Origin of the sequence: Alloalcanivorax dieselolei B5, from assembly GCF_000300005.1 — a bacterium.
In the GTDB taxonomy this organism is placed as follows: domain Bacteria; phylum Pseudomonadota; class Gammaproteobacteria; order Pseudomonadales; family Alcanivoracaceae; genus Alloalcanivorax; species Alloalcanivorax dieselolei.
Map to the genome: position 1 here is coordinate 3,801,268 of NC_018691.1, position 16,131 is coordinate 3,817,398.

Sequence of the window (16,131 nt, forward strand, 5' to 3'; positions counted from 1 at the left end):
TCACCACACGCCGCGGCTTCGCCAGCTTCCTGGGTCATATTTACTGCTTCAACTTTTATTTCTTCAACTGTGCATTGAGCATGTCGAACTGCTGGGTCAAATAGCTGCTGGTGGCGTTCATCTGCGCCACCATGCTATCCAGTTTCTGGAACTGAACGCGATAACGCTCCACCGTGTCGGCAATGCTCTGCTCCATGCGGTCATAGCGTTTCGACAAACTGTCGATGCTGGTCTGAAAACCCTCGGTGACGCGATCGATCATGCCATCGTCCTCAAGCATGTCTTCCAGCGCGGTGTCCAGCTTGCCGATAATGCCATCGTCCTCATCACGACCAACAAAGAAACGGGACACCCCCTCCAGATTATTGCTGATGGCTTCGTCGAGTTCATCGTCATCCACCTTCAAGGTGCCATCCCGTTGCAAGGAGACCCCCAGGTCCGCCAGCACCCGGTAATCGCCCTCGTCCACACCGGCGCTCAGCACTCCGCGTAACTCGGATTCGATACGACGCACCGTGGAATTCCCTATCAGCTCGCCACTTTTTCCGGTTTCACTGTCGAAACTGGTCAGGCTTCCGATACTTTCCTTGAGGTTATTAAAGGCGGAGACGAAATCGTTGACCGCCTTTTTGATCGCATCCGTGTCCCGGGTGATATCCAGGCTGGATTCGCCTTCTTCCACCAGATTCAACGTCACGCCCTGGATAGCGTCTTCCACCTTGTTGCTCTGACTCTGCATGGCAATGCCGTTGATGGTGAACTCGGCATTGCGGGCGGTCACCTCGGAGGCACCATCCAGAGACAGCGCGGAACCCAACCCGCCGGAGAAGCTGACGCCACTGATCGCCTGTTCCGTTCCGGTCTTCGTCGACGTCATCACCAGCCGGTAGGGCGTGCCGCTGCCATCGTTGACGATGGAGGCCTGCACGCCCTTGTTCTGGTCATTGATGGCATCACGCAGATCCTTGAGGGAACTCTTGTCCGCACTCAACGTCACCTCGAAGGACTCGCCATCGGCCAGATCAATGGAGACCGATCCCGCGCCCAGATCCGCGTCCTTATCGGCCACACCCTGGGTGGCGATACTCGAGGCGCGGGCGCGCTGGGTCACATTGATATCGAAGCTGCCCAGCGCCACATCCGTACCGGTGGAGAAAGTGACCGATTCACCGGTCTGGTTGGTGGCCACGCTACGGAAGCTGTCTTCTTCTCCCAGCTTATCCGCGGCGTCACGGAACTTGTCCAGCGCGCTCTCCAGGGTGCCGAAGGCGGAGATCTTGGCATTGTAGCTGGCCGCCTGATTGGTGATCGGAGTCAGCTTTTGCCGTTCAGCGGCTTCCAGTTGATCCAACAATCCATTCAGGTCCAAACCGGACCCAATACCTAAAGATGCGATGCTGGCCATAGTGCTTCCTTCTCCTGGCAGGAAAGTGAAATGGAAGGTACTAAAGGGACGGATTCCTCCCCGGCGAGAGGCCTCCCGAATCCTCACCGCTTACCTCAGGCTATCGGCCTCACCGCAGCGGACTTTAGCGTCTCTGGCAAAAAGTGAAGCGTCGATTAGGAGGGTTGATGGGCGGCTTCTTCGGGTTCTGAGGTGCTTTTTTTTATCTGCTCCCTAAAGCTCCCCGATGAGCCGCCGAAAGACAGAGTAACGGCCCGCGCCGTTGCGGCGCTCCCGACGGGAGCCGCCGGTGTAGCTAAACCGATTTGGTCACCAGCAAAAGGACACTGATATGTCAGTCATCAACACCAATATTACCGCCCTGATCGGCCAGCAGAACCTGGGCCGTTCCCAGAGCGCCCTGCAAACCTCCATGGAGCGCCTGTCTTCCGGCCTGCGTATCAACAGCGCCAAGGACGATGCCGCCGGCCAGGCCATCGCCAACCGCATGAGCTCCCAGATCACCGGCCTGTCCCAGGCTCAGCGCAACGCCAACGACGGTATCTCCGCGGCACAAACCGCGGAAGGCGCCCTGAACCAGGTCAATGACAACCTTCAGCGCGTTCGTGAGCTGACCGTTCAGGCCCAGAACGGCACCAACTCCCAGTCCGACCTGAACTCCATTCAGGATGAAATCAACCAGCGTCTGTCCGAAGTCGACCGCATCTCCAAGGAAACCGACTTCAACGGCGTGAAGGTGCTGGCCAGCGATCAGGACCTGACCATCCAGGTTGGCGCCAACGACGGCGAAGCCATTACGCTGAACCTGAAAGAAATCACCTCCCAGACGCTCAGCCTCGACACCTTCAATGTTAACGGTGTCAAAGGCGGAGTCAGCAGCCTGACAGCCTATGCCGATGGTGATCTTAAAGACGGCACCGGGGACGACATTCTGGCCGCCGGCGTGACCATCAACGATAGCGGCAGCGCAATTACCGGTGGTGCGTTGACCCAGGATGCCGAAGGCAATTGGTTCGTTACCGGAACCGATGCCAATGGCGAGACCGTGGCCATCGGCGTCGATGAAAGCAACTTCGCCATTACCGATGGCGCCGGCGGCGGTGCCAATGATGGCACCATGCAAGTTAACATCGACTCCGACTCCGCCACTCTGCTTGGAGATCGTTCCACCAGTCCGCTGGCCGGTCTCGACACCGCCCTGAATACCGTGGATTCCCTGCGCTCCGAGCTGGGTGCCATGCAGAACCGTTTCGAGTCCGCCATCACCAATCTCGGCACCACCACCACCAACCTGTCCGCCGCCCGCTCCCGTATCGAGGACGCCGACTACGCGGTGGAAGTGTCCAACATGACCCGTGCACAGATTCTGCAGCAAGCCGGTACTTCCGTGCTGGCGCAGGCCAACCAGGTACCGCAGTCCGTGCTGTCCCTGCTGGGTTAATGCTTATCGGCGCCCGGCGCTTCGCCGGGTGCCGCTTTTGCGCTCACCTTCGCATCAGCCCCCCGTTTTTCGGGGGCTTTTTTTGTGGCCGGACACCGGCATGCCTACATCTCTATTCGCCGCTCACCATCTCCGCCACCTCGGCGATGATCCGGTCCCGCACCCCGGCTTCCGCCTTCGGCATCTCGCAGTACACCGTCACCAGTACCGCCCCCCGCTGCGGCGACCAGGCCACACCAATATCATTGCTGTAGCCCAGCTCATCGCCACTGGTACCGGTCTTGTCGGCCACCAGCCAGTCAGCCGGAAAGCCGGCGCGCAGTCGCCGGTCACCGGTTTTGTTGGCGATCATCCACGCCGCCAGTTGCGCGCGTCCCTGGGCGGACAGCACCTCGCCAAACAGCAGCCGGTGCAGTGTTCCCAGCATCGCCGCCGGAGAAGTGGTATCGCTTTCCTTATTGGCGTCGCCATAACCGTTCAGCTCCGGCTCCAGCCGGTCCAGCCGCGTCACCGGATCGCCGCTTTTACGCAGAAATTCCGTCAGCGCCCCGGGTCCGCCAAAGCCTTTGATCAGCAGATTGGCGGCGCCGTTATCGCTCCAGGCCACCGCCGCTTCACACAGCTGCGCCACGGTCATACCCCCTTCTCCGGTTCGCTTCTCGGTAACCGGCGACCAGCCCACCAGATCCTTCCTGGACACCAGCAACCGCCGGTCCAGGCTCTCCTCGCCACGATCCACCCGCGCCAGCACCAGCGCCGCCGCCAGTGCCTTGAAGGTACTGCACATGAGAAAACGCTCATCCACGCGGTGGCCGGCACGATAGCCGGTAGCAAGATGCCACACCGCCACCCCGACACGACCACCATGCCGCCGCTCCCACTCCCGGCAGCGGCGACTCAGCGCATCGCTCACCTTACCGTGATCGGCGGTCTTCGCCGCCAGTCCCATGGCCGGCAGCGCCAGCATGGAGCCCAGCAAGAAACCTCTGCGTGACAGTCCCGCGCTCATGTCCCGTTCTCCTTGTCGTTACCGCGCCTTCGGCCCTTTCCGTCCGGTCGCGACGGCTACTATGGGAAGCCGCCGGCGCGTTGACAAACGATCAATTCTCCACTCAGATATGAGAAAATCTTGGCCTCAGGATCCGACCACGCCCATGGATGTCCCGCAACTGCCCCTGAACGCCCTGCGCGCCTTCGAAGCCTCCGCCAGGCTGTGTAACTTCACCCGCGCCGGCCAGGAGCTGAACGTCACCCAGACCGCCATCAGCCATCAGGTCAAGGCACTGGAAGACCAACTTGGCGTTACCCTTTTTACCCGGCTTCCCCGGGGCCTGGCGCTCACCGATGAAGGCCACGCCCTGCTGCCGGTGCTGACCGACGCCTTTGAGCGCATCAGCGGCGCCGTTACCCGTTTGCAGGAAGGGCGCTTTCAGGAAGTGGTCACCCTTGGCGTGGTGGGCACCTTCGCCATCGGCTGGCTGCTGCCGCGCCTGTCCGACTTCCGCGATCGCCACCCGTCCATAGACTTGCGTTTGAAGACCAATAACAACGTGGCGGATATCGTTGCCGAGGGGCTGGATTATTTTATTCGTTTCGGCGACGGCGCCTGGCACGGCACCGACGCTTTGCCGCTGCTGGACGCGCCGCTGTCGCCGGTCTGCGCCCCGGCCCTGGCGGATCAACTGAAGCAGCCGGCGGACTTGCACGGCGTGCCGCTGCTGCGTTCCTTTCGCCGCGATGAATGGGAGCGCTGGTTCCAGGCCGCCGGCATGGTGCCGCCGACACCGCGGGGCGGCATGTTTGATTCCTCCGCCCTGCTGCTGGAAGCCGCCGCCGGCGGCGAAGGCGTGGCCCTGTTACCAGTGACGATGTTCCAGCAGGCGCTCGGACAAGGCCGGGTGAAACAACCCTTCGAGCTGGCCGTGGATACCGGCCGCTACTGGCTGACCAAACTGAAATCGCGGCAAGAAACACCGGCCATGGGGCGCTTGAGGGAATGGCTGGAACAGCAATTGCGGCAACATCCGAACACCGATTCGCGGCCCAGCGGAGCGCCGCCCGGACATCTTCCTTCAGACCGGACTACGAAGCCGCTGTAGGAGCCAGCCTTGCTGGCGAATCTTTTTGCGCGAAGGCTCATTCGCTTGCAAGGCAAGCTCCCTAGTCGCAATCTATTTAGTACCGTCGGAAAGCACCAGTGGCGCCCCTTTCCCTCTAAAGTTTTTTCATGGCGCGCCGATAATTTCGTCAAACGCTACCCGTGAAAACCAATAAGGATCATTGCCATGAGTGCTCCGGTGGACCCGCTGGCCTCGTCTTTGCCGTCGCAGTTTTCGTTTCAATCCGCCCGCCAAAGGGTGGAGCGAGTGCTGGCCCAGTTACCCCTGACCGACTCGCAAGCCCGGCAGCCCGAACCGGACCGCGACAGCCTGGTGGAACCGGTACAACGGATCAACGACGTATTGCGCCCTTACGGCGTGCAGTTCGACCTCAGCGATGATTCCGGCCGGACCATCATTCTGGTGGTGGACCGGGAAAGCGGTCAGGTGATCCGGCAGATTCCCCCGGAGGAAGCGCTCAATGCCTATCAACGCATGGAAGAAATGAAGGGGCGGCTGTTGCGGCTGGAGGTGTAGCGTGGGAGCGGGCTTGCCAACGGACGGCTTTGGCCTCGATGCACTTCCTCACACCTGCATATTCATGATTTCTTTATAAGCGGACACCAGCCGGTTACGCATCTGCACGCCCATTTCAAACGCCACACTGGCCTTCTGCGAATCCACCATCACCTGCGGCAACGACACGTTCGGATCCCCGGCCTGGAAGGCCCGGGCCTGCTCACCGGCGGCCTGCTGAAGACCATTGATCCGCTCCAGCGACGCGCGCAACTCTCCAGAAAAACCACCACCTCCGTCGGTGGAGGCGGAACGGGACACACCGCCGGCGTCGGCGGCCAGCTGTCGCATCTGGCTCAGTACGGATTGAATCTCCGGCGTACTCATTGTCACTTTCTCCGGTTTTCCTGATGGCACCCAGATTAGCAAGACGCGGCGGATGGCCATGCCGGTAATTGACGACAAAAAGACAGGCTTTTCTCGCCTTTGCGTGGCGGCGCTCTACGCATAATGGCAAAGCCCAAGGCTCCATGAGCCCATTCCGGCAAGAGACCATACGTTAGGCAAGGGTGATCATGTATCGCGTTTTTCTGCATCGACAGCGTCCCCGGCGCGGCCCCGCGCACCGCCTTGAAGCGGGAACCCTGCCGTCATGAGCGGGGCGTCCACCGGTAATGCCAACGCGGCGGCCAGCCAGGCCAGTCCACTGACGCCCTGGCTGGCCAGACTGCGCGCCAATCCGCTGATTCCATTGCTGGTGGCGGGCGCGGCGGTGGTGGCGATCGTCGCCGCGCTATTGATGTGGGCGAGCGCGCCGACTTATCGCGTCCTGTTCAGCAACCTCACCGAAGCGGACGGCGGAAGAATCATCGCCGCCCTCGAGCAGCAAGGCGTGCAATACCGTTTCAGTGAAGGTGGCCAGGCCCTGCTGGTGCCGGGCGACCAGGTGCATAAGCTGCGTTTGCAACTGGCGGAACAAGGGCTGCCGGAAGGCGGCAACGTGGGCCTGGACATCATGGAAAAGCAGGCGTTCGGTGTCAGCCAGTTCGCCGAACAGGTGAACTTCCAGCGTGGCCTGGAAGGCGAACTGGCCCGCTCCATCGAAGCACTGGGTCCGGTGGAACGGGCCCGGGTGCATCTGGCGCTGGCCAAACCCTCCGTATTCATTCGCGACCGCCAGCCCGCCAAGGGCTCGGTGGTACTGACATTGCAACCCGGCCGCGCGCTCGGCGACGCCCAGGTCAATGCCATGGTCCATCTGGTGGCCAGCAGCGTACCGGAGCTGGCGCCGGAAGACGTCACCGTGGTGGACCAAAGCGGCCGCCTGCTGTCCCGGGAGACCGGTCCCGGCCATGACCTGGACGGCACCCGCCTGCGCTATACCGAGGAAGTGGAGCGCGCCTACCAACAACGCATCGAAAAAATCCTGGAGCCGATTCTTGGCCGTGGCAATGTCCGCTCCCAGGTCACCGCGCAGATCGACTTCAGCCGCCGCGAGGAAACCGAGGAACGCTACGGCCCGAACCAGGACGGCAATTCAGCGGCCATCCGCAGCAAGCGGATCAATGCCGTTTATGAAGACCCGGACGGCGGCGCCAGTGGCATCCCCGGAGCGCTCAGCAACACACCGCCGGGGGAAGCCGCCTCGCCGATCAACAACGATGCCGACGGCAATGGCAATGAAGAAGATGCCCCGCCCCAGCGTGTCCGCCAGGACGACCTGATCAATTACGAGCTGGATCGCAACATCACCCACACCCAGCATCACCAGGGCAGCATTCAACGCCTTTCCGTGGCCGTGGTGCTCAACTACCGGGAAAAAACCGGCGAGGACGGCACCGTCCAGCTGGCACCGCTGAGTGACGAGGAACTCAACCGCATCACCGATCTGACCCGGCACGCCATGGGGTTCTCGGCGGAGCGCGGCGACGGCCTGGAAGTGGTCAACAGCCCGTTCGCCGATTTGTCCGAGCCGTTCGAGGAAAGACCCTGGTGGCAATCACCACAGTGGGTGGATCTGGCGCTGGGCCTGGGCCGTTATCTGCTGGTGGCGCTGGCCGCCCTGCTGCTCTACCGGCTGATCCTGCGTCCGCTGATACAGCGCTATACCGCCACCCCCGCCGCTGCCCAGCCGGTGACGGGGGGCAATGTCTCCGCCGTGGTCGGCGACGACGAGGACGATGATCCGGATCCGGAAGAAGCCGTGGCCCGACGTCGGCGCCAGCGGCGCAAGACCCTGATGTACGAAAGCAATTTGCAGGACCTGCAGGACCTGGCCCGGGACGATCCGGCCATGGTAGCCATGATTCTGCGTAGCTGGATGAACCGAAATGAGCCGACCTGACAGCAGCGCGCGTACCGCCAGCGGAGCCCGTCGCGCCGCCATCCTTTTACTGGCGCTGGACGAAGACAGTGCCGCGGAGGTGTTCCGTCACCTGTCCGCCCGTGAGGTGCAGGACATTAGTCAGGAAATGGCTGGCTTGAAGCATATTTCCCACGAGGAAATGCACCAGGTGCTGGAGGATTTCTACGACGAGCAGGAACAGTTCGCCGCCCTCAACCTGCGTTCCACCGATCACATCCGTTCGGTGCTGGTCAAGGCGCTGGGACAGGAGCGGGCCTCCAGTCTGCTCGAGGATATTTTCGAACAGCACGCCGGCAATTCCGGTATCGACGCGCTCAATCTGATGGACGCCAACGTGGTGGCGGAGATGATTCGCGACGAACATCCGCAGATCATCGCCACCATTCTGGTGCATCTGGAACGGCGCCAGGCCGCCGATGTGCTGGAGCAGTTCGACGAGAAATTGCGCAACGATGTGGTACTGCGTATCGCCACTTTCAGCGGTGTGCAACCGGCGGCGTTGCAGGAACTCACCGAGGTACTCGGCGGCATGCTCGATGGTCAGAACCTCAAGCGCAGCAAGATGGGCGGGGTGCGCACCGCCGCCGAGATTCTCAACCTGATGAACTCCAGCCAGGAAGAGGCGGTGATCAAAACCGTGCGCGCCCACAACGAGGATCTGGCCCAGCGCATCATCGACGAGATGTTCCTGTTCGAGAATCTGCTGGAGCTGGACGACCGCAGCATCCAGCTGCTGCTCAAGGAAATCGATACCAAGTCGCTGATGGTGGCCCTCAAAGGCGCCGAGGAAGCGCTCACCGAGAAATTCCTGCGCAACATGTCCCAGCGTGCCGCCTCGCTGTTGCGCGAGGACATGGAGGCCAGCGGTCCGATCCGGGTATCGCAGGTGGAGAACGAACAAAAAGCCATTCTGCAGGTGGTGCGCCGTCTCGCCGACAACGGCGACATCGTGCTGTCCGGCGGGGACGACCTCTATGTCTGATTCGACCGCGCCGAAGACTTCCTGGCAACGCTGGCGGATGGGCGACCTGGAACGCCCACGGTCCGAGCGTCCGGGAGAACGGGCCGCCAAACCGCAACGCCCGGCGGATCAGACCTTCGACGCCCGCGCCGAACTGAATACCTTGCGCCGTCAGGTTCGCGATCAGGCCTATCAGGAGGGACACCAGGCCGGTTTCGAGGCCGGCCAGGAACAGGGTTATAGCCAGGGCCTGGAACAGGGCCGTCGCGACGGTGAGCAACAGGCACGGGAACAAGCGGCTGCCGCTCTCGCTCCCCTGGCCGAACTCGCCGGCCAGTTTCAAAACGCGGTCCAGACCCTGGATCGTCAGATCGCCGACGACCTTGTCGATCTGGCCCTGGCGGTGGGCAAGCAACTGGCCGGCGAGGCCCTTGCGGCCAAGCCGGAGCAGGTGTTGTCCCTAGTGCGCGAGTTGCTCCAGCAGGAACCGCAGCTGGGAGCCCATCCACGCCTGTGGCTGCACCCGGATGACCTGGCCCTGGTGGAGGAGCATCTCGCCATGGAACTGACCGCCGCCGGCTGGCAAGCCCGGGTCGACCCGGACCTGCAACGAGGCGGCTGCCGGGTCACCGGTGACGCCGGCGAACGGGATGCCAGCCGCGCCGGCCGCTGGGACATGCTACTGGCCAAACTGCGGCGCCAACCGCGCGAGAGCGAAACATGAATGCCGCCGCCCACCACGACCACTGGCGCGAAACCCTGCAACGGGTCGGTCAGCGCCTGACCAGCACGCCCCCCTACCGGGAAAGCGGCCGCATCGTACGGGCCACCGGTTTGGTGCTGGAAGCGGTGGGCCTGCGTATTCCTCTCGGCAGCGGCTGTCGTATCGAACTGGCCGGACGCGGTTTCGCCGAGGCCCAGGTGGTGGGATTCGCCGGCGAGCGGTTGTATCTGATGCCCCTGGCGGAACTGCACGGGCTGACACCCGGCGCCCGGGTACTGCCGCTCGCCGATGAAGGCGGCACCCGCCGTTTCCCGCTCGGTGAAACCTTGTTGGGACGGGTGGTGGACGGCAACGGCGTACCACTGGATGGCGGCGCGGCGCTCGGCGACTGCCCCCACGGTGGCCTCGACAGCGCCCCGCTCAACCCCATGGACCGCGCGCCCATCGACACGCCCATCGATGTCGGCATCCGCGCCATCAACGCCTTGCTCACCATCGGCCGGGGGCAGCGCATGGGTCTGTTCGCCGGTTCCGGCGTGGGCAAATCGGTACTGCTGGGGATGATGGCCCGCTACACCAGCGCCGATGTCATCGTGGTGGGCCTGATCGGCGAACGGGGCCGCGAGGTCAAGGAATTCATCGAGCATATCCTCGGCCCCGAAGGCCGCCGCCGGGCGGTGGTGGTGGCGGCGCCGGCGGATACCTCGCCGTTGCAGCGCCTGCAAGGCGCGGCTTATGCCACCCGGCTGGCGGAGGGCTTTCGGGACGCCGGCCATAACGTCTTGCTGATCATGGATTCACTGACCCGCTACGCCATGGCGCAGCGCGAAATCGCGCTGGCCATCGGCGAGCCACCCGCCACCAAAGGATACCCGCCGTCGGTGTTCGCCAAGCTGCCGGGGCTGGTGGAACGGGCCGGTAACGGCGCCCCCGGCAGCGGTTCGATCACGGCGTTTTACACCGTGCTCACCGAGGGTGACGACCAACAGGATCCGATCGCCGACGCCGCCCGCGCCATTCTCGACGGCCACGTGGTGCTGTCGCGCCCCCTGGCCGAAGCCGGCCATTACCCGGCCATCGATATTGAAGCCTCGATCAGCCGAGCCATGACGCAACTGGTACCTACTGCGCAGCTGCGCCGGGCACAGCGCTTCAAGCAGCTTTTTTCCCTGTACCAGCGCAACCGCGATCTGATCGGCGTCGGCGCTTACAGCCCCGGCCACGATCCGCAGCTGGATCAGGCGGTGCAACTGTATCCGCGTCTGCAAGCGCTGCTGCGCCAGGACATCAACGAATGCGCCGGGCTGCAGGACGCCCACGGCGCCTTGACCCACCTGATCGGAGATCCGCCATGACACCGTCGTCGCCGCTGGACACTTTGATCGAGCAGGCCCGCCAGGCCCGTGACCAGGCCGGGCACAGCCTGGCCGAAGCCCGGCGCGGCCAGCAAAACACCACGGCGCAGTTGTCCACGCTGGAGAATTACCGCAATGAGTACGCCGGCCGGTTACAGGACGCCCTGGCCCAGGGCATGGATACATTGACGCTGAATACCTACCGCCGCTTCCTGGCTTCCCTGGATCAGGCCATCGAACAGGCGCGGCAGGTCTTGCGCGAACAACAACGCGCCGTCGACGCCGGCCAGGACCATTGGCGTCAACGGCAACAGCGGCTGTCCTCGTTCGACACCCTGGCGACGCGGCGGCAACAGCAGCAGCAACATCGGGAACAGCGCCAGGAACGGCGGCAAACCGATGACATCGCCGGCAACCTGCACCAACGCCGGTTACCCGGCACAGCGACCTGAAGAGTCGGAGGAGCCCCATGGACATTCAATCTCTGTTGACCTTGCCCGGCAGTGGCCTGAAGCCCGCCACCAACGCCACCCCCGCCGAAGGCGCGGACTTCGCCACGGCCTTGCGGCTGCTGAGCCAGAATACCGCCCTGCCAGAACAGGCCGGGCTTCAGGTCAGCGCTGCCGCCACCACGGCGCTGGCGCCGCTGACCGACGACGCACTCAGTCAGGCACTGCGCGCTCCCCTGCTCGGCGAGGCAAAGGTTCAACAGAAAGGCTTGCCGGAGCACGCCGCGGACAGTGATGCCGGAGACGAGCCGGCAGCGACGACGGCGCTGCTGGCGCCGGTGGTTCAGACCGCCATCGCGGCGGCGCCCGCCGGCGATAACGCCCAGTCAGGCGCCGAATCACGGGAAGCCCGCATGCCGGCGGTCGCCACTTCCCCCTCTCCGGTCACGGCGGAGTCCCAGGTCATCAAACCGGAAAACCAAGGCCCCGCGCCGTCCTTGCCACAAACCGTGGCCGCGACGGAATCAGCGGACCTGCCACGGCCGACGGTGGCTCCCTCCGGCGCTGATACCCCGCTACTGAGCACGCCGGGTACCGAGCGTTCTCACACCATCACGGCACCGGCGCCGGCATCGCCGGGTACCACCAGCGCCGCCATCACCACCACCGTGGGCCAGCCGGGCTGGGGACAAGAGCTGGGTCTGCAATTGGCGCAATGGCAACAGCGCGGTGAACATCGTGTGGAATTGCATCTGCATCCGGCGGAGCTGGGACCGCTGTCGGTCTCACTCAAGGTGGATGACCAAGGCGCCCAGGCCCAGTTCTTCTCCGCCCACGGCCTGGTCCGCCAGGCCCTGGAGCAGGCACTGCCGCAATTGCGCGAAGCGCTGGCGCAGCAAGGCATCAACCTGGGCGAGGCGAGCGTTAGTGATCAGCAACCGGGGCAGCAGCAACCGTCCCGGTTTGCCCAGACCCATGATACTGCCGGCCCCTCTTCCGTGGAGTCCGAAGTCACCGAGCCCGCCGCGCCGACTGCTCGCGTATCAATGAATCCGGGAGTGGATTTGTACGCTTGAGATGCCGGGCTCCCGCCTCGTTATTCGCTGGCAAGCCAGCTTCCCACAGACCAGCTTCCTACAGAAGAGGAGCTACGTAGCCGCTGTGGGAGCCTGCCTTGGCAGCGAATGATGCACCACTAGCCTTCTCCCCACCGCTAAAACCTCGAGATAACCCCATTAGCGCGTTCTATTCCGGCCATGGTCAAAGCTTCTTCGGCGGCATACTCGGCGGCGTGAGAAGTAGTTGATCAGGCGGATGAGCATGGCCGAAAAAAAAGGTTCACGGAAACTGGTGTGGCTGATCGCCGCGTTGTTGGTGATGACCACCTCTCTGGCGGCGGCCAATGTCTATTTGCTGATGGATAAGAACGGCGGCGACAAACTTGCGTCGAAAGTGGCGCAGACCGCCCGTTCGCCGATCTATGTCAAAGTCGCCCCCTTCACGGTGAACTTGCGTGACGATCTATGTGGGCGCCATCTGCTGTATGCGGGAATATCCCTGCAGGTAGGCGACAGCACCACCGAGGATTTCCTCAATGACTTCATGCCCCAGGTGCGCAGCCGGCTACTGCTGCTGACCTCCGGCCAGAAGGCCGAGGAGATGATGACGCCGGAAGGGAAAGAGGCACTGATCGAAAAGATCCTCGCCCTGTTCGAAGAGGAACTGGTGAGCGGCCAGCCGTCCCTGCGAGTGGACGACGTTCTGTTCACTGAGTTCATTGTCCAATGACCCGCCTTCCGATATTCACCGAAGCTGCTTGACGATAACGCCATGTCCCAAGACGATCTGCTGTCCCAGGAAGAAATCGACGCCCTGCTGAATGGCCCCGGCGGCGATGACGACAGCGGCAAAGCCGACGAGTCGCGCATCAAACCGTACGACCCGGCCTCGCAGCATCGGGTGATCCGGGAGCGTTTGCACAGCCTGGACATCATCAACGAGCGCTTCGCGCGTCATTTCCGCGTGGCGCTGTTCAACCTGATCCGGCGTAGCGCCGACATCACCGTGGATTCCGTGCGCTATCAGAGTTTCAAGGATTTCGCCCGCAATCTGCCGGTCCCCACCAACCTGAACCTGATTGCCATGAAGCCGCTGCGCGGCACCGCCCTGGTGGTGTTCCCCCCGGGGCTGGTGTTCATGGTGGTGGACAACCTGTTCGGTGGTGACGGCCGCTTTCTGACCCGATCCGAGGGCCGGGAATTCACCAACACCGAACAGCGGATCATTCGCCGGGTATTGCGCCTCGCCATCGACGCTTACCAGGAAGCCTGGACCACGGTCTTCGCCCTGGATGTCCAGTACCTGCGTTCGGAGATACAGGCCAAGTTCGCCAACATCACCAACTCCCCCAACGAGATCGTGGTCAATACCACCTTCCATCTGGAAGTCGGCAATCTGGCCAGCGATTTTCAGGTGTGCATCCCCTACTCGATGATCGAGCCGCTGCGCGATGTGCTGACCAATCTGGGGCCCAATGGCCGTGAAGGCGATCAAAGCTGGACCCGGCGGATGGCCGGCGAGTTACGCCAGACCGAAGTGGAACTGGTGGCGGAATTCGTTTCCGTGGCCAGCCGCATCGCGGACGTGATGGCCTTGAAGCAAGGCGATGTATTGCCCATCGAATTACCGGACAGCGTGCGCGCCCACGTGGACGGTGTGCCGGTCATGGAGTGCGAATACGGCAGCCGTGAAGACCAACGGGCGTTGCGCGTGGTACGCATGATCGATCACACCGGCCCGCCTTCGACCTCCCCGTTCGTCAAAGCGTCCACGCCGCAACCCAAGGAATCCGAAGATGAGTGATCCCAACAAACCCGATCAGCCGGATCAACCGGAGAAGCCGGACCACGAAGACCTCTGGTCCGAAGCGTTGAACGAACAGAACAGCGGCGGCGAGGATGATCCCTGGGCCGAAGCCCTGGCCGAACAGCAGTCCGCGGCCCCCGGCAACGACCAGGGCAACGGTAACAACGGAGGCGACACCACCCGCAATGCCGGCGGCCAGGTGTTCAAACCGCTGGAAGGCGAGGCCGGCATCGGCTCCGGTCCCCGTGATCTGGAAATGATCATGGACATTCCCGTCAAGCTGACGGTGGAGCTGGGGCGCACCCGCATCACCATAAAACAGCTGCTTGAACTGGCCCAGGGATCGGTGATCGAGCTCGATGGTCTGGCCGGTGAGCCGATGGACATTCTGATCAACGGTTACCTGATCGCCCAGGGCGAGGTGGTGGTGGTGGACGACCGCTACGGCATCCGCATCACCGAAATCGTCACCCCGTCCGAGCGGGTACAGAAGCTGAATCGCTGAACCATGGACACCGAGACCCTGGCACAACACGGTGAAGGCTGGATCGGGCTGGCGATGATCGGTAAAACCGCATTCGCGCTGCTGCTGATCGTCGCCATTATCCTGTTGTGCGCCTGGCTGCTGCGCCGCCTCAACGGTCTGCCCGGGCAGGGTCAGACATTGAAAGTGGTCGGCAGTCGCGCCCTGGGTCCAAAGGAACGGCTGGTGGTGGTGGAAGTGGAAGGTACCTGGCTGGTGCTGGGCGTTGGCGGCGGCGGCATCAATAAGGTTCATGAAATGCCCGCGCCAACACCTGCCACATCACCGCACGAGCCGCTTGATGGAGAAAACAACGACGTCAGCTTCGCCGTGCGCTTCGCCAGGGCGCTCGGCGGCAACGGCAAAAACGGCAGGGCCGGATCGTGAAGCGCGGCCCGCGCTGGCGGTTGTTGGCGGCTCTTTTACTGCCCGCTCTGATGCTGCCCGGTCTGGCCTGGGCTCAGGCCAGCATCCCCGGCCTCACCAGCCAGCCCACCGCCGACGGCGGCCAACAATGGTCGATCCAACTGCAGACGCTGTTACTGCTCAGCAGTCTGGCGTTCCTGCCCGCCCTGCTACTGATGATGACCTGCTTCACTCGCATCATTATCGTGTTCAGTCTGCTGCGCACGGCCATGGGCACCCAATCGGCTCCGCCCAACCAGGTGCTGCTCGGACTTACCCTGTTTCTTACTTTTTTTATTATGTCGCCGGTGTTGAACCGGGTGTACCAGGAAGCCTGGGTCCCCTTATCCAACGATGAAATGGGCTTCGAGCAGGCGCTCAGTGTGGGCAGCGAGCCGTTCCGGGAATTCATGATGGCACAGACCCGGGAACCGGATCTGGCGTTGTTTGCCCGGCTGGCCAAGACGGAGAACCTGAATGGACCGGAGGACGTGCCGCTTCGCGTATTGCTGCCCGCGTTCGTGACCAGTGAACTGAAGACCGCGTTTCAGATCGGCTTCACCATTTTTATTCCGTTTCTGATCATTGATCTGGTGGTGGCCAGTGTGCTGATGGCGCTGGGTATGATGATGGTGCCGCCGGCCACCATTTCATTGCCCTTCAAACTGATGCTGTTCGTGCTGGTGGACGGTTGGCAATTGCTGATCGGCTCGCTGGCACAAAGCTTTTTCGTCTGAACGGAGAAACGCCATGACCCCGGAAGCGGTAATGAGCCTGGCCTATCAGGGCATGATGGTAACGCTGATGCTGGCGGCGCCCCTGCTGATCACCGCGTTGGTGATTGGCCTGTTGGTGAGTCTGTTTCAGGCCACCACCCAGATCAACGAAATGACCCTGTCGTTCATTCCAAAAATCCTCGGCGTATTCGCGGTGGTGGTGCTGGCCGGCCCATGGCTGCTGCATTTGATCATCGACTTTACCCGCGAGCTGTTTCAGAACCTGCCCTTGCTGTTGTCCTGAGCC

Annotated in this window: 18 protein-coding genes; 15 read left to right on the top strand and 3 right to left on the bottom strand. The window is 62.8% G+C overall.

What is annotated here, in order from left to right:
- Positions 1-55 precede the first annotated feature (55 nt).
- Positions 56-1,405: a flagellar filament capping protein FliD gene (gene fliD, locus B5T_RS16845; RefSeq protein WP_014995736.1), complete on the bottom strand. Its 1,350-nt coding sequence runs from the start codon at positions 1,403-1,405 to the stop codon at positions 56-58.
- A gap of 331 nt (positions 1,406-1,736) precedes the next feature.
- Between fliD and B5T_RS16850 the strand changes: the two genes are divergently transcribed.
- Positions 1,737-2,846, top strand: coding sequence for a FliC/FljB family flagellin (locus B5T_RS16850; protein WP_014995737.1), 1,110 nt, complete (start codon positions 1,737-1,739; stop codon positions 2,844-2,846).
- Between the two features lie 112 nt (positions 2,847-2,958).
- Here the strand turns inward: B5T_RS16850 and bla are convergent, their stop codons facing one another.
- On the bottom strand, positions 2,959-3,855 hold the full coding sequence (bla, locus tag B5T_RS16855; protein ID WP_014995738.1) for a class A beta-lactamase: 897 nt from the start codon (positions 3,853-3,855) through the stop codon (positions 2,959-2,961).
- 145 nt (positions 3,856-4,000) lie between these two features.
- Between bla and B5T_RS16860 the strand changes: the two genes are divergently transcribed.
- Positions 4,001-4,945, top strand: coding sequence for a LysR family transcriptional regulator (locus B5T_RS16860; RefSeq protein WP_014995739.1), 945 nt, complete (start codon positions 4,001-4,003; stop codon positions 4,943-4,945).
- 186 nt (positions 4,946-5,131) lie between these two features.
- Positions 5,132-5,482 (top strand): flagellar protein FlaG, encoded by a 351-nt coding sequence (locus tag B5T_RS16865; RefSeq protein ID WP_014995740.1) that lies wholly within the window; start codon positions 5,132-5,134, stop codon positions 5,480-5,482.
- A 48-nt stretch (positions 5,483-5,530) separates the two neighbouring features.
- Here the strand turns inward: B5T_RS16865 and fliE are convergent, their stop codons facing one another.
- Positions 5,531-5,848, bottom strand: a complete 318-nt coding sequence (fliE, locus tag B5T_RS16870; protein WP_014995741.1) for a flagellar hook-basal body complex protein FliE — start codon at positions 5,846-5,848, stop codon at positions 5,531-5,533.
- Between the two features lie 265 nt (positions 5,849-6,113).
- Here fliE and fliF point away from each other — a divergent pair, with 265 nt between their 5' ends.
- From fliF to fliQ, 12 genes are all read left to right on the top strand, one after another.
- On the top strand, positions 6,114-7,805 hold the full coding sequence (gene fliF, locus B5T_RS16875) for a flagellar basal-body MS-ring/collar protein FliF (protein WP_014995742.1): 1,692 nt from the start codon (positions 6,114-6,116) through the stop codon (positions 7,803-7,805).
- Positions 7,792-8,808, top strand: a complete 1,017-nt coding sequence (gene fliG, locus B5T_RS16880) for a flagellar motor switch protein FliG (RefSeq protein WP_014995743.1) — start codon at positions 7,792-7,794, stop codon at positions 8,806-8,808. Before fliF ends, fliG begins: the two co-directional genes overlap by 14 nt.
- Complete coding sequence (gene fliH / locus B5T_RS16885; protein WP_041717092.1) at positions 8,801-9,511, top strand: flagellar assembly protein FliH; 711 nt, start codon at positions 8,801-8,803, stop codon at positions 9,509-9,511. Before fliG ends, fliH begins: the two co-directional genes overlap by 8 nt.
- Positions 9,508-10,866, top strand: a complete 1,359-nt coding sequence (fliI, locus tag B5T_RS16890; RefSeq protein ID WP_014995745.1) for a flagellar protein export ATPase FliI — start codon at positions 9,508-9,510, stop codon at positions 10,864-10,866. The genes fliH and fliI overlap by 4 nt, the downstream gene beginning before the upstream one ends.
- Positions 10,863-11,318, top strand: a complete 456-nt coding sequence (gene fliJ / locus B5T_RS16895) for a flagellar export protein FliJ (RefSeq protein ID WP_014995746.1) — start codon at positions 10,863-10,865, stop codon at positions 11,316-11,318. Before fliI ends, fliJ begins: the two co-directional genes overlap by 4 nt.
- 17 nt (positions 11,319-11,335) lie before the next feature.
- Positions 11,336-12,391, top strand: coding sequence for a flagellar hook-length control protein FliK (locus tag B5T_RS22375; protein ID WP_014995747.1), 1,056 nt, complete (start codon positions 11,336-11,338; stop codon positions 12,389-12,391).
- 244 nt (positions 12,392-12,635) lie between these two features.
- A complete protein-coding gene (fliL, locus tag B5T_RS16905) occupies positions 12,636-13,103 on the top strand; it encodes a flagellar basal body-associated protein FliL (RefSeq protein WP_051015526.1) in 468 nt (155 codons plus the stop codon).
- Between the two features lie 42 nt (positions 13,104-13,145).
- On the top strand, positions 13,146-14,177 hold the full coding sequence (gene fliM / locus B5T_RS16910; protein ID WP_014995749.1) for a flagellar motor switch protein FliM: 1,032 nt from the start codon (positions 13,146-13,148) through the stop codon (positions 14,175-14,177).
- The gene (gene fliN / locus B5T_RS16915; protein WP_014995750.1) at positions 14,170-14,685 is read left to right on the top strand and encodes a flagellar motor switch protein FliN; all 516 of its coding nucleotides are present in this window, start codon (positions 14,170-14,172) and stop codon (positions 14,683-14,685) included. The genes fliM and fliN overlap by 8 nt, the downstream gene beginning before the upstream one ends.
- Before the next feature lie 3 nt (positions 14,686-14,688).
- Positions 14,689-15,090 carry a flagellar biosynthetic protein FliO gene (fliO, locus tag B5T_RS16920; RefSeq protein WP_014995751.1) on the top strand — a complete coding sequence of 134 codons (402 nt, stop codon included), beginning with the start codon at positions 14,689-14,691 and terminating at the stop codon, positions 15,088-15,090.
- A 50-nt stretch (positions 15,091-15,140) separates the two neighbouring features.
- Positions 15,141-15,845 (top strand): flagellar type III secretion system pore protein FliP, encoded by a 705-nt coding sequence (gene fliP / locus B5T_RS16925; protein WP_051015620.1) that lies wholly within the window; start codon positions 15,141-15,143, stop codon positions 15,843-15,845.
- A gap of 13 nt (positions 15,846-15,858) precedes the next feature.
- On the top strand, positions 15,859-16,128 hold the full coding sequence (gene fliQ, locus B5T_RS16930; protein WP_014995753.1) for a flagellar biosynthesis protein FliQ: 270 nt from the start codon (positions 15,859-15,861) through the stop codon (positions 16,126-16,128).
- Positions 16,129-16,131 lie beyond the last annotated feature (3 nt).

What these genes read in the sequence shown, in the direction of transcription:
- fliD (WP_014995736.1), bottom strand. Translation starts at nt 1,405, where the DNA reads ATGGCCAGCATCGCATCTTTAGGTATTGGGTCCGGTTTGGACCTGAAT.
- B5T_RS16850 (WP_014995737.1), top strand. Translation starts at nt 1,737, where the DNA reads ATGTCAGTCATCAACACCAATATTACCGCCCTGATCGGCCAGCAGAAC.
- bla (WP_014995738.1), bottom strand. Translation starts at nt 3,855, where the DNA reads ATGAGCGCGGGACTGTCACGCAGAGGTTTCTTGCTGGGCTCCATGCTG.
- B5T_RS16860 (WP_014995739.1), top strand. Translation starts at nt 4,001, where the DNA reads ATGGATGTCCCGCAACTGCCCCTGAACGCCCTGCGCGCCTTCGAAGCC.
- B5T_RS16865 (WP_014995740.1), top strand. Translation starts at nt 5,132, where the DNA reads ATGAGTGCTCCGGTGGACCCGCTGGCCTCGTCTTTGCCGTCGCAGTTT.
- fliE (WP_014995741.1), bottom strand. Translation starts at nt 5,848, where the DNA reads ATGAGTACGCCGGAGATTCAATCCGTACTGAGCCAGATGCGACAGCTG.
- fliF (WP_014995742.1), top strand. Translation starts at nt 6,114, where the DNA reads ATGAGCGGGGCGTCCACCGGTAATGCCAACGCGGCGGCCAGCCAGGCC.
- fliG (WP_014995743.1), top strand. Translation starts at nt 7,792, where the DNA reads ATGAGCCGACCTGACAGCAGCGCGCGTACCGCCAGCGGAGCCCGTCGC.
- fliH (WP_041717092.1), top strand. Translation starts at nt 8,801, where the DNA reads ATGTCTGATTCGACCGCGCCGAAGACTTCCTGGCAACGCTGGCGGATG.
- fliI (WP_014995745.1), top strand. Translation starts at nt 9,508, where the DNA reads ATGAATGCCGCCGCCCACCACGACCACTGGCGCGAAACCCTGCAACGG.
- fliJ (WP_014995746.1), top strand. Translation starts at nt 10,863, where the DNA reads ATGACACCGTCGTCGCCGCTGGACACTTTGATCGAGCAGGCCCGCCAG.
- B5T_RS22375 (WP_014995747.1), top strand. Translation starts at nt 11,336, where the DNA reads ATGGACATTCAATCTCTGTTGACCTTGCCCGGCAGTGGCCTGAAGCCC.
- fliL (WP_051015526.1), top strand. Translation starts at nt 12,636, where the DNA reads ATGGCCGAAAAAAAAGGTTCACGGAAACTGGTGTGGCTGATCGCCGCG.
- fliM (WP_014995749.1), top strand. Translation starts at nt 13,146, where the DNA reads ATGTCCCAAGACGATCTGCTGTCCCAGGAAGAAATCGACGCCCTGCTG.
- fliN (WP_014995750.1), top strand. Translation starts at nt 14,170, where the DNA reads ATGAGTGATCCCAACAAACCCGATCAGCCGGATCAACCGGAGAAGCCG.
- fliO (WP_014995751.1), top strand. Translation starts at nt 14,689, where the DNA reads ATGGACACCGAGACCCTGGCACAACACGGTGAAGGCTGGATCGGGCTG.
- fliP (WP_051015620.1), top strand. Translation starts at nt 15,141, where the DNA reads ATGCTGCCCGGTCTGGCCTGGGCTCAGGCCAGCATCCCCGGCCTCACC.
- fliQ (WP_014995753.1), top strand. Translation starts at nt 15,859, where the DNA reads ATGACCCCGGAAGCGGTAATGAGCCTGGCCTATCAGGGCATGATGGTA.